This window comes from Synechococcus sp. R55.8 (assembly GCF_047461895.1).
In the GTDB taxonomy this organism is placed as follows: domain Bacteria; phylum Cyanobacteriota; class Cyanobacteriia; order Thermostichales; family Thermostichaceae; genus Thermostichus.
Window position 1 is genome coordinate 22,968 of record NZ_JANSIB010000013.1, and the last position, 12,636, is coordinate 35,603.

Annotated in this window: 8 protein-coding genes; 3 read left to right on the forward strand and 5 right to left on the reverse strand. The window is 57.6% G+C overall.

The genetic code is table 11. The features are described from left to right. Positions 1 to 18: 18 nt before the first annotated feature. The 4 genes from NW829_RS02580 to NW829_RS02595 form a co-directional block, all read right to left on the reverse strand. Positions 19 to 1,746, reverse strand: coding sequence for an ABC transporter permease (locus NW829_RS02580; RefSeq protein WP_011431934.1), 1,728 nt, complete (start codon positions 1,744 to 1,746; stop codon positions 19 to 21). A 67-nt stretch (positions 1,747 to 1,813) separates the two neighbouring features. Continuing rightward, positions 1,814 to 2,092, reverse strand: coding sequence for a hypothetical protein (locus tag NW829_RS02585; RefSeq protein WP_414342480.1), 279 nt, complete (start codon positions 2,090 to 2,092; stop codon positions 1,814 to 1,816). 82 nt (positions 2,093 to 2,174) lie between these two features. Then, positions 2,175 to 2,903: a hypothetical protein gene (locus tag NW829_RS02590; protein ID WP_414416362.1), complete on the reverse strand. Its 729-nt coding sequence runs from the start codon at positions 2,901 to 2,903 to the stop codon at positions 2,175 to 2,177. Between the two features lie 692 nt (positions 2,904 to 3,595). Beyond that, entirely contained in the window at positions 3,596 to 5,044 is a 1,449-nt protein-coding gene (locus NW829_RS02595) for a carotenoid oxygenase family protein (protein WP_414398877.1), read from the reverse strand. Between the two features lie 166 nt (positions 5,045 to 5,210). On the opposite strand from NW829_RS02595, the gene ffh reads away from it, so the two are divergent. The 3 genes from ffh to NW829_RS02610 are packed head-to-tail and all read left to right on the forward strand — an operon-like array spanning position 5,211 to position 8,252. Then, positions 5,211 to 6,674, forward strand: coding sequence for a signal recognition particle protein (gene ffh, locus NW829_RS02600; RefSeq protein WP_414350095.1), 1,464 nt, complete (start codon positions 5,211 to 5,213; stop codon positions 6,672 to 6,674). A 9-nt stretch (positions 6,675 to 6,683) separates the two neighbouring features. Beyond that, the gene (locus NW829_RS02605; protein ID WP_011431928.1) at positions 6,684 to 7,142 is read left to right on the forward strand and encodes a tRNA (cytidine(34)-2'-O)-methyltransferase; all 459 of its coding nucleotides are present in this window, start codon (positions 6,684 to 6,686) and stop codon (positions 7,140 to 7,142) included. A 48-nt stretch (positions 7,143 to 7,190) separates the two neighbouring features. Continuing rightward, on the forward strand, positions 7,191 to 8,252 hold the full coding sequence (locus NW829_RS02610) for a histidinol-phosphate transaminase (RefSeq protein WP_414416363.1): 1,062 nt from the start codon (positions 7,191 to 7,193) through the stop codon (positions 8,250 to 8,252). A 27-nt stretch (positions 8,253 to 8,279) separates the two neighbouring features. On the opposite strand, the gene NW829_RS02615 is transcribed toward NW829_RS02610, so the two are convergent. Further along, on the reverse strand, positions 8,280 to 12,419 hold the full coding sequence (locus tag NW829_RS02615) for a hypothetical protein (protein WP_414416364.1): 4,140 nt from the start codon (positions 12,417 to 12,419) through the stop codon (positions 8,280 to 8,282). Positions 12,420 to 12,636: the final 217 nt, after the last annotated feature.

Below are 12,636 nucleotides of genomic sequence, written 5' to 3' on the forward strand. Positions count from 1 at the left end.
CCTCAGAAATTGAAAAGACTAAAGGTGATACTTTTCTTCCGCCAACTGATACAGCCGTCGCCAGAACAGACGGTTAATGCCCACCACAAACAAGCTCATCATGCCAATGCCCAAGGTAATGCGGGGCCAGTCTCCCACCGCCGTTGCCTCAGCAATGTAGGTGCCCAACCCCGTAGCCGTCAGGGTGGTGGATCCCCAGGCCACAATCTCCGAGACAATGCTGGCGTTCCAAGCGCCGCCGCTGGCCGTGACTCCCCCGGTGACCCAGGCGGAAAAGATCCCTGGAATGATCAGCTTTCGCCAGCGCTGCCATCCCCGCAGGCCCACATCCACAGCCATTTCTCGCAAGTCCGTGGGGATGCTCTGGGCGCCGGCAATGGAGTTGAAAAGGATGTACCACTGTGCCCCCAACGACATGAGCAAAATGCTGCCCCACTCAATGCTGATCTGGGCGCGGATAAAAAACAACGTGGCAAAGGGAAAAAGGAAATTGGCCGGGAAAGCTGCCAGGAATTGCACCACCGGCTGCAGCAGTTTCGCCAGTTTTGGATTAAAGCCAATGGCCACCCCAATGGGAGTCCAGATCACCGTGGCGAACACCAGCAACACGCTAACCCGCAGCAGGGTGAGGATCCCTAGCCCGAAGGTCAGCATCACCTCTCCAAAGCCCACAGTGGTAGCCACAAAATAAACAATCCAAATCCCAATGCCGCCAATAGCTGCCCGGGAAAGCTGGGTTAGCAGCCGCTCGCGGCGTCGCTCGGCCTCAGGACTGAGGGGATCCACCCAGTGCGGGCGAGTCAGATAGGACAACAGCCGATCCACCAACTCTGCCAAGGGGGAAAGCCAACTGCCGATCAGCCGCGGGATCCGCGCCGTGGTCAGCAGATCGTACAGCCAGGATTCGGGGGCAGCAGCCCCGCTGCTCTGTTCCAGGCGAAACTTATCCGACCAAGCCACCAAAGGCCGCCAGAAGAGCTGATCCACCAGCAGGATCACCCCGGCCATGGTCAGGAGCGCCCAGCCCAGCTTGGGCAGATCCTCCGCCTGTACGGCCGCTTCCACATAGGATCCCAGGCCCGGCAGCGTGTATTCCTGGTTGAGCACGCTGATGGCTTCGCTGGCTGCCACAAAGAACCACCCTCCGCCAAAGCTCATCATGGCGTTCCAGATGAGGCCCACCATTGCCGCCGGCACTTCCAACTGGGTAAAGCGCTGCCACCCCGACAGGCGATACAAGGTAGCCGCTTCCACCAACTCTTGAGGCAGCGTGCGCAGGGATTGGTAGAAGGAAAAGGTCATGTTCCAGACTTGGCTGGTGAAGATGGCAAAGATAGAAGCCGCCTCCAGCCCCAGCAAGCTGCCGGGAAAAAGGGCAATGAAACCGGTAACCGTAATGGAGAGAAATCCCAACACCGGCACCGATTGCAAGACATCCAACAGAGGGATCAAAATGCGCTCGGCCCAGCGGCTTTTGGCAGCAATGTAGCCATAGATCAAGGTAAAAAGGGTGGAAAAGGCCAAGGCAATGAACATGCGCAAGGTGGAGCGGGCCGCATAGTAGGGCAGGTTGCGCGGATCCAAGTCGATCCGGGGCACCACCGCCGGGGGCTGAAACCGCTCAAAAGCCCCTACCCCCACCTGCGCCACCAAGGCCAGGAGAACCAACGTGCCCAGAATGATGGCCCCATCGGCAGCCCCCGCTGGCAGCCGACGCAGCGCCTCCGGAGAAGGAAAAGTCCTCATCTTCCCTGACCAAGCCCGGCATCCGCGCCCAGTGTACACCGTTTGCGGTTAGCCAGGATCCAGCCGGCTACTCTTCCGGCAAGTCGGGGGGAGACTCCTTCCACTGGGGATCGTCCAAGATGGCTTTTTTGGTCTGTTTGAGTTGTTTCCACAGCTCCTTGATTTGCCGGTAGGCTTCTTCCGGGGTAATTTTGCCCCCGGTTTCCAAGCTACAAATCAAGGACACTTTATTGCTAAATTCCTGCAGGTTGGCATCAAAAACTAGGTTCTGCGGCTTCACTTCGCCCCAGTAGGGATAGCGAGGCGAAATGAATTCATCTTTGTTGGGAGGAGTTGGTTCTGCCACGGCCTAACCAGGGTAAAAGAATGGTTCACAACAAGAAGGTCAACATGAAAAGCTCCATTAAAGCAGGATCTACTAGCCCAGTTTATGGGCGTTTTCTCTTAACCGGCTTGGGTACTTTTGTGGGATCTCGCAGAGGATAAAACGGCTCTTGAATAGACGCTTCCCCACGTGTCGAGGGGGTGGAACTCTTCCTGGCTTTGGGTTGGGGGGTTGAACGCTTCAGGCGTGGGCGCGGCGGCGTTTTGAGTACTGGGCCGATGGGAGTGCCCGCCTCCACATAGAGCAGGGATCCGCGGCGGCGCACCTGCAGATCCCAGAAATTGCCTACCCCTTTGCCCGGCAGGGATCCGATCAGGCGCAATTTGAAGGCTTGGGGCTTGGGGGCTGCGGCTCCATCCTTCTGGACTCGCTGAGAGGGAGAGTTGGCGGAAGCTTTTTTGCCCGATTGACGGATCTTGACAATGATGAACCCTTTCTCCTGCGATTGAAAAACGACCTCGCCCCGGATGGAAAACCAATCCGGCACCACTGTTGGACGGGATCCCTCGGGGAGAGTTCGCCCCATTTCTTCTGGGGCCCACACCCCCAGCAACTGCACGTGCAGATCTTCGGTTTTGTCGCGGGTGCGAGGATAAACCACCCACAGGTAGTTGCGTTCCGGCTTCAGGTGCTTCCGTACCAGGCTCATCACCCGGCCCAGCAATACGGCATTCAGATCCAAGCCATCCGAGGTGCGCAAAATCCCGCGGGTAAAGTGCTCTGGGGAGGGAATGTATTGCCCTTCGATGAGGCCGATGGCTCGGTATTGCATCTTCTCCCCAGGCGGGGGGATGGGTTCCAAACAGACTCGCTCTTTCTTTTCTTCCAAGCTAGCAGTGGTACTGACAACGGGCTGCAAGGACTCCGTCCCGCTGTCGCGAACAGCACCAGGAGCTGCCGCAGGATCCTGAGCTTTCGCTGATGACAGGGATCCCTTGGCCTCGCCGGTTGAGCTGGGTCTGGGGGGCCGTACAGGTCGAAAGGGAGGTCTCAGATCGGAGGACATTGTGACGGTTCCGTTGCTGTCAATTCAGAATGCTCGGCGGCAGACATTTACCGTTGCAAAAACAGGCTATAGCTTTAGCTTTGCTCTTGACCCAAGGCTTGCTCAGCACACCACCCATTAGCCTAACAATGCCCAACAGCGTTTTTCCATTCTGCTTCTATTGGGAAACTCCTAGCAGCTGCCCTTGCCCGCAGTTGTCAACACTGTAGCCGACCTGTAGCCAATGGTAGCAACTGTTCCAAGGGAATGGTTCTCAGGCTGCAGGATGTCTATTCCCCAGACAGGGCCATTGATATTGATCTTGAGTATCTGTAGTTTTTTCCAGCAACGCTGACTGGAGCCAATAGAGGTGTTTTTGCACAGCCGGGATCCAACTGACCGATCCCCAGGGCTCTCTAAGGGCTGGATTGCATTCCCTTAGCCAAGGGGATCCATTCAGCCATCTTGAAGCTCATCGCTTAGGCAGGCGTTGCCCACACCTGCGGAGTGAAGCTGCCGTGTAGGCCATAGGGAATGTGGTGCCGCAATGGGATCCGCGCAACCGGGCCGGCTGTCAGGTCGGCTGCTTCTAGGATCACCACTTGAGAGCGCTGGCTGGCCGCATCAAAAACCACCGTCACGATCCACCCTGCCTCTTCGCCCTGACCTTCTGGATCGGGGATGAACACCGGTTCTCCCACAAAGCCGCGGGGGGCAAAGCTGTACTGCTGTGTGCGGCCTGTGGCGGTATCCAGCTTGAGGATGGCCTGTAGGGGAGCATTGGGGCCAGGAGCATGGGTGGCCCCGATGTAGATGTAGCGGTGGGATCCCCCCATTCGAGCCGGGTGGATGGCCGGAAACTCCACCGAGCGATCCAGCAGCAGTTCCCGCTTCACGCTGCCCCCCTTGGGATCCAGATAGAACCGCCACAGCTTGCCCGCCGGAATTTGGGCAAAGTCAATCTGCAGGTAATCGGCATCCGGCTCCAGGGCAGGGTAGTTCTCATAGAGGACGGCATCCACCACAACCCGATCCCCGACTTCGTAGCCGTTGACAAAATGGAAAACAAACCCCGGCTCCGCTTCCAGTTGCAGCGGCTTATCGCCCTGGGGAAAGAGCCAGATGCGGGTCGGCTCCCCCGGTTTCAAGGTCAAACAGGTGCCCGCCGGTTGCCAGCCCAACACAAACGGCAGGGGATTGAAAGCCAAGGGATTTTGGAAGAAGATGCGGTAGCGGGGTGTCCAGACAAAATCATGCAGAAAGGCAAAGCCCCGCAGGCGGTAATCCCGCTTTTCCACCAAGCGCCCGCGCGAGTCCAGACGATAAAACAGCAACGTGGAGTTCTGGGCAGCCCGCACCCCAAAGGCGATGAGATCTCCCGTGTGGGGATCCCGCCGGGGATGGGCAGTGAAAGGCTGGCTGGCCGAGATCCCTCCTGCAAACGTTTCGATCCCCTCGGTGGCCAAGGTGGCCGGGTTCAGCCGGTAAGGGGCACTGGCCTCCCACAGGGCCAGCAGCTTATCTCCCTGGTAGATGACATTGGTGTTGGCGGGATTTTTAAACCGCAAGTCGAGAAAGTTGCTCCACCAGCCGCCCGGCTTTTGGGTGCCAAACACCCCTCGGTAAAGCACCCGACCGGCTTTTTCCTCTGCTTCAAACTCGCGGGTGCGCACAAACCGGTTGCGAAAATGAACCTTCCCCTCCACAAAGGTGATGGCGCAGACCATGCCATCGCCATCGAACGGGTGCCCGTAGCGCTGGGATCCCGCCTCCAGCTTGCCCGGGCCGTTGCGAAACAGGGTTCCCCGCAACCCTGCCGGGATCCGTCCTTCGATCTCCGTAATCCAATAGTCGTACTCCTGGGATAGGGAGCGATAGCCCAATTGCCAGTCGGTGGTGCTGTAGGGAAGGGAAGCGACGCTGACCATGGAAGATCTGCATGCAACGCCCTCTATTGTTGCTTAAACTTTTGTGAAGTCGCCAGTTTTTCTGGGCCGGGATAGCCACCTTGGTTGGGATCCCCAAGATGGAGTCGCCCCGATTCGACTATGGTAGGAAATGCCCCCAAAGCGCCTGACAGGATCCACAGTACCCATGTTTGATGCCCTCTCCGAGAAGTTGGAATTGGCCTGGAGAAAGCTGCGCGGCCAGGACAGGATCACCGAAACCAACATTCAAGAAGCTCTGCGGGAGGTGCGGCGAGCCCTGCTGGATGCGGATGTCAATTTGCAGGTGGTGAAGCAGTTTATCGAGGATGTGCGGGAAGCTGCCCTGGGATCCGAGGTCATCCTGGGGGTGACGCCGGATCAGCAGTTCATCAAGATCGTCCACGACGAGCTGGTGAAGGTGATGGGAGAAGCCAACGTGCCCATCGCCCAAGCGGAGCAGCCTCCCACCATTGTCCTCATGGCCGGTTTGCAGGGATCCGGGAAAACCACCACCTGCGCCAAGTTGGCTTTGTACTTGCGCAAGCAGGGCAAGAAGTCTCTCATGGTGGCCGGAGACATCTACCGTCCGGCGGCCATCGACCAGCTCAAGACGCTGGGCCAGCAAATTCAGATCCCCGTTTTCGACCTGGGCAAAGCAGATCCCGTCGAGATTGCCCGGCAGGGGGTGGAGACGGCCCGGCAGCAGGGCTACGACTACGTGATTTTGGACACTGCCGGTCGTTTGCAGATCGACCTGGAGATGATGGCGGAGCTGGAGCGGATCAAGGCGGCGGTGCAGCCCCACGAGATCCTGCTGGTGGTGGATGCCATGATCGGCCAAGAGGCAGCCAGCCTTACCCGAGCCTTCCACGAGCGCTTGGGCATCACTGGGGCCATTCTCACCAAGCTGGATGGGGACACCCGCGGTGGGGCCGCCCTTTCCATTCGCCAAGTGTCCGGTCAGCCCATCAAGTTCATCGGCGTCGGCGAAAAGGTGGAAGCGCTGGATCCCTTCTACCCGGATCGCATGGCCTCCCGCATTCTGGGTATGGGGGATATCCTCAGCTTGGTGGAAAAAGCTCAAGAGGAAATCGACCTGGGAGATGCCGCCAGCATGGCGGAGAAGATGATGACTGCCCAGTTTGATTTCACCGATTTCCTCAAGCAGATGCGCCTAATTAAACGCATGGGATCCTTGGCAGGGCTGCTGAGACTGATGCCGGGGATGGGCAAAATCAGCGAGGAACAACTGCAAAAGGGACAAGACCAACTGGCCCGCGCCGAAGCCATGATCAACTCCATGACCCCCGAAGAGCGCCGCAACCCGGATCTGTTGGCCCGCAGCGTCAGCCGCAAACGACGGGTGGCCCGCGGATCTGGCCACAAGCTGGAGGATGTCAGCCGACTGGTCAGTGATTTTCAACGCATGCGCGACATGATGCGCAACATGGGCATGGGTGGCGGTTTTCCCGGTATGGGTTGGGGGGGTGGGCGTACCTCTCTTCCCGGCGGGGATCCCAGTTGGCGCGGACGTTCAACGGCCTCTCCCTCTCGGCAACAGCCCAGCCGCAAGCCGGGCAAAGGTGGGGGCAAAAAAGGGGGCGGCAACCGCGGATTTGGGGGCAAGTAGGATAGGACTATGCCCTTCCACGTTGTTTTGGTTGCCCCAGAGATCCCGGCCAATACGGGGAATATCGCCCGCACCTGTGCAGCCACCGATACGCCTCTCCATCTGGTGGATCCTCTGGGGTTTCGCCTTTCGGATCGCTACCTCAAGCGGGCGGGGCTGGACTACTGGCAGCATGTCCAACTGTATCGCTACCCCTCTTGGTCTGCTCTGGTGCAGGCCCACCCTGAGGCCCGGTTCTGGTGTTTTAGTGTGCGCGGCAAAGCCCTCTATACGGAAGTAACCTATCAGCCGGGAGACTGGTTGGTGTTCGGTAGCGAAAGCCGGGGGTTGGATCCTCTGTTCTTGGAAACCTATCCCAGCGTGCGCATCCCACTGCGGGGGCCGGTGCGCAGCCTGAACCTCAGCAATGCCGTAGCGATTGCCCTTTTTGAGGCGCTACGTCAGCAGGGATCCCTGACAAAAGAATAAGTGGTCGGGTTGGCCCTGATATAATAGCTACTTCTCCCCGTCAGGAAGATGTGTGCTCTGCAGTATCTGCGCCCCGACTTGCTCTACCTCAAGCCCTACGACGCTGTGCCAGCCCCGGCTGCCGACAAGCTGGATGCCAATGAGTTCCCCCTCGATTGGCCGGCGGGCTTCAAGCAGAAGCTCTCCCTCCTTTGGGAAAAGGGGATCCCCAGCAACCGCTATCCCGATGCCCACCACCGGGGCCTGAAGCAGGCCATCGCCGCCTATGCCGGAGCGGAGCCAGAGCAGATCAGCCTGGGCAATGGGTCGGATGAGCTGATCCGCTCCCTGCTGATTGCCACCTGTCTGGGCGGGCGGGGCGGCATTTTGGTGGCAGAGCCCACCTTCTCCATGTACGCCATCCTGGCCCAGAGCCTGGGGATCCCAGTGGTGCGGGTTCCCCGCGACCCGGAGACGTTTGCTCTGGATCTAGAGCGATGTCAACAGGCTTTGAGGGAGCATCCGATTCGGGTGGTGTGCCTGGTGGATCCCAACTCGCCGACGGGGAACGGCCTGACGGCTGCAGAGTGGGAGTGGGTGGAAGGGCTACCCGAAGAGATTCTGGTGATTTTGGATGAGGCCTATTTTGAGTTCAGCCGGCACACAGCCCTGCCCAAATTGGCGGAGCATCCCAACTGGGTAATCTTGCGCACCTTCTCCAAAGCCTTTCGCCTGGCGGCCCACCGGGTGGGCTATGCTGTGGGTCATCCACAGCTTATGCAAGTGTTGGATGGGATCCGCCTGCCCTACAACCTCACGGCCCTTTCTCAGTGGGCGGTTCAGATGGCTTTGGAGCATGCCGAGGAGCTTTTGGCCGACGTGACGCTAATTTGTCAGGAGCGGGAATCCCTTTATCAAGCTCTGCAGGAGCTGCCAGGGGTGCGGGTGTGGCCCAGCCAAGCCAACTTCCTCTACTTCCGGGTGGCCGGCTGGGATCCCCAAAAGCTGCAGCGGGCCTGGCAGGAGCTGGGGACTGGTGTGCGCTACACGGGTGGGGGGCTGCGTCTGACGGTGGGCACCCCTGAAGAGAACCGACGGGCCTTGGAGCGCCTGCGCCAAATCCTGCAATAGGCCTCCCGGCCTGCGTTCGGAGCCAGCCTAGGTGGATGGGTCGGCGCGCGAAAAGCGCTGGATCAAGCTGTGCACCTGCTGCAAGTGTCGTTCGTCCAGATGCTCCAGCGCCTGGGCGATTTCCGCTCTGAGTCGGCTCTGGGTGTCGGTTTGGGCCCGCTGCAGCAGCCAACTTTGGACAGGGCTGGGGTGCTCCACAAAGTCAAGCGCCCAGGGATCCCGTTCGTCCAGCTCAGGTTCTGCCTGGGGCAGCTGCTCCCTCCAACGCTCTTGAGCCTGTCGAAACTCCTCCGCCAAACGATCTGTTGGGCGCCCCTCCGCTTGGAGAACCTCTTGATACCTTTGGTGGGTCACCAGCCAGCGCTGCCGAATTTGAGAGCGTTGCTGCCTGGTCAGCCTGCCGGTTCTGCTTTCGGTGAAGCGCTCGTAAAACCTGAGCGTGTCTCGGTAGTGGCCCAATCGCTCACAAGCCAAGCCTACCTCCAGGGGCTGTAGCCACCAGGCCCGCTCCATCTGTGTGCTGGTAACCACTTCCTGCAGAAAATCTCGCAGCCCAGGGGATTTGCGCCTTAAGTCTTCCCAGTTGGTCCGGATATCCCGGGCCATGGCAGCCACCAGCTCGTAGTCATGTCCCCGCTGCCACGCCTGAGGATGGGCCTGCACCGTTTTCCAGAGCTTCTCCCACTCTCGGCACTGGATCAGAACTCGCAGCATCAGCGGCCAGTCTTTCAAGCGCTCCAGACTGGTGACGACGTCGCCGATGTACTCTGCCCACTCGCCTGTGAGGGGACGTCCTGCCTCTTGCCATCGGTCCAGCACCACCGAGTCTTGGCGGTCTTTGGATAGCCACCTCACCTTGCCGGGAAGGGGTTCCAGGTGGATCTTGGCCCGGTAGTAGGGGGAATGCTCCGTTTGGCCCCCCTGATCCCAAACCTCTACCGCCCGCTCAAATTCCTGCCGATAGAAGTGACAGATACCCCAAATCTTGTAGTACTGATTCGCGAACGGCTGCCGCTGGCCGAGAAAGGCCAGACGTCCCTTCAAAGCCTCAAGGGTCTCTTGCAAAAACCGGCTGCGGTCCTCTTCCTGAGGGCGGAAAGTTCCCAAGTTGTTGAGAACTTGCTCAAGCTCTGCCAAAAATTGCTGTACACACTCTTTCCAGGTGGAATCCGTTCGTGTAAGCGGGACGAAGTCCCTATCTTTGGGGCTGACTTCAACGCTCAGCCAATCTCGCACCTGCACCACCTGTCGGAAGCGCTCCATAGACTTGACAGAGGTTCTTTGGGTCGCCACCATCAAGTCCACCAAGGGGCTGTAGTCTGGGATCCCAGGACATCCAGCAAAGTAGGCGGCGTTACGCTGCAGCTCCAACCAGGCCTTCCCTCTCCAAAAGCACTCCCAGGCTTCTCGTTTAAGATTTTTGTTGGGCAAAGCAGACTGCTCCAGGCTCAGGAACTTTTGCCCTGCGGAAACGTAATCCCTCTGGAGCTTGAGGAGCCAGGCCTGACATTCCTGTTCTAGAGGTGGTTTTTTTGCCTTCCGCGCCAGAGTTTGAACATCCTCCAGAAGTTTGAGGTTGCCCTCCTCGATGCCGCGCCTGAGAAGCTCAAGAGCTGCCTCCTGCAGATCTTCCAAGCTTGTATTGGTCCAGTACTGGATATTGATGCCTTTGACAGGGTAACCCAATACCGGTGGGTCGGTCTCCCATTCCGACCGATCCGGTTGCAGAGAAGGATGATCGAGCCAAGAGTTGGATTCTAAGCTTGGATCCCAGAACTCCCGCCAACCGGCAGAGGTGTCCACAATGGCCAGGGCCTCGATGGGGCGGGTAATGCCGACATACAATTGGTTGAGAAAATAATGGATTTGCAGGGATATCGCCTCCCCAGCTCCTCGGGCGTAATAATTAAGCTGCCGGTTAAAGTTTTGTCGATAGGCGTTTCCAAACTTGTAGAGGATAACTTTTTTGAACTCCATTCCTTTAACAGACGTAGCAGTTTGCAGGAGCGGTGGTTTAAGATTCTGCTTCAATTCCTCGGCAAAGATCTTCTGGAGTTCGGGATCCTGACGCACGTAGTTCAGCTCCTCTCCCACAGGACAGGGTAAGATACAGACTGTTCCTGTGAGATCACTAAGCATTTTTCTAAGCTCATCTTCGATTAAGTTTCTTTCCTGACCATCCAGCACAAACCTTTGAACCGGCATGCCCTGCTCATGGGGACGCCAGGGCTGTTGGGGATAGATTTCTCGACTCTTGCTGAGAACTCGCCGCCACAGGTTGACTACATTGCTAAAACGAGTAACTTGTGGATTGCTGCGATAGTTGTTTCTCAGCTCCTGCGGGCCTGCAATCTCAAAGGGATGGCTCGGCAACAAGTAGGCGCGGATATGCTCGTAGAGATATTTTTTCAGAGCAGCCCAACGAAATCCCGTTGGGTTAATGGTTTGCAAGGGATCCCCGGCAAAGGCATAGGGCAGGCGATCAATAGCCCAATCCAACTTGTATTTTCCCCAAGGAGATAAGCAAAAAATGATATTCAGCTCAAGTTGGGTAAAGTCCTGAACCTCATCGCAAAAAATGACTGGATGAATAGGATTAAGAGTGCCATTTTGCAGCACATCTCTGGCCAAATCTTGGTCATCCCAGTAGCCCTCGTGGGTGGTTCGATCCCGGTAACCCGGCCAAATCTCTTCGTAAATCCGCTCGAAGGCTTCTTCATCCACACTGCGGTCGGCCTCAGGCAATTCTCGGTAGCTATCGGGATCCAAATAGTCACTGACCTCATAGCCTTTGATTAGCGTGCGAATGGTGTGCCAAGCCAGCTCTACATCGCGGCGGCGACCACAATACCAGCTCTGAAATCGATAAAAATTGACATACCGATCCGGTTGGTAGCGTTCTTGCCGCTCGGCAGGAAGGCAGTTCAGCAGGTAATCCTGAAAAGTGCTAAAAAAAGTTTGACATTGCTGAATTTCCTCCGTGGAGAAGCTGCACCCCTCCTCCCGATAGCGGTGGCTGATGCGCAAAATTGAACTTACCCTGTCGCGGGCTTGCTGCACCAAGCTTGGGCTGTAGGTCAAAAAGAGAGGGCGGTACTCAAGAGGTCTCTGTTTTGAAGTTTTGAGGTAGTGGCTGCAATAGTCGGCAAAGCGGTAGTACAACATCAGAGATTTGCCACTCCCGGCCCTTCCGTTGATCAGTAGGGGCATGGATGTGCTCTGCAGGATTTCTTCCTCCTCCATGGACAAAGCCAAATTTCCCTCTGTGATCTCCTGCATTTCCAACCAAATGGTCTCATCCGCCACCATGTAGTCGGGGTAGGCGCGACGGGCGTACCGCTTCCATACCTCCAAAGGTTGCGGGTGCTGGAGAATATCCGGCTGCTTGGCTTTCATCCCAAAGAGGCAGGTTTGGCATCCCAGATCAAACCGTTCCCTCTGCTCTGGGGCGTGGTCGTAAACTCCAATGAGAAATGGAAACAATCTCCCCGGCTGCTCGCACGCTTGTACCAAGCTGACGGCCAGATACAGGGGTCCCTCCTGCCAGCATTTGACCTCTGCCTCCAGATAAAACGGCGGGAGCTGCCGGTAGAGCCTGCCTTCAATGTCATCTACCAAGCGGGATACTGCTTGGTAAGCCTGGCGCCGCTGCTCTGGAGAAAGGGCCCGTACTTGCCGAACCCATTCCCCACTTTCCAACACCAGCCGCTCCTGCGGATTGGGAGCATTCAAGAACTGTGTCCATTCATACAGCTCGTCGGGCAGAGGGGGGAGATGGTTTGGCGGATCCCCTGGTTCGTGCCGCTGCGCCAGCCACGCCTGCAAACGGTCATCGGGCACCCAGCTCCGCACCCGTTCTTGATAATCCGGATCTCGCCGTCGGTCTAAGAACTCCCGGTATTCGTGACTGCCTCTCGGCCAGAGGCCAAACAAAACCAGAACGGGTACCTCGCCTACATAGCGCAGCTCCCCCACCAAGCGAATGTTGTTGCGGAGATTACGCTTCCAGTAAGGGTAACGAACGTCAAACAACTGGCTCAAAAGGGTGCGACCCCCCTCTTCCAGCCGTTCTATCAATGCTTCTAGGTTGCACTGGGTTTTGCTTCCCAGAAATTCCTCCGGGCAATATACATACATGGGATCCCGCCGGGTATACTTGGAAGCCATCCTAGTGCCGGACTACTGGCGAAAATTGCCGCTGTGCCAAAAGTCTTAATTTTTTTCATAATCCCCACGTAGCCCACAACTACCTATGTAGCCATTTGCAAACTCACAAAACATCTCGATTCAAGCTTTTGTAAACTACCCGACACCCGCGCTACGCGCAGGGTGCGGGCTTTATCCCAATCCCTAGCGGCCCCAGAGGACAGCTAAGTTTCGGAAT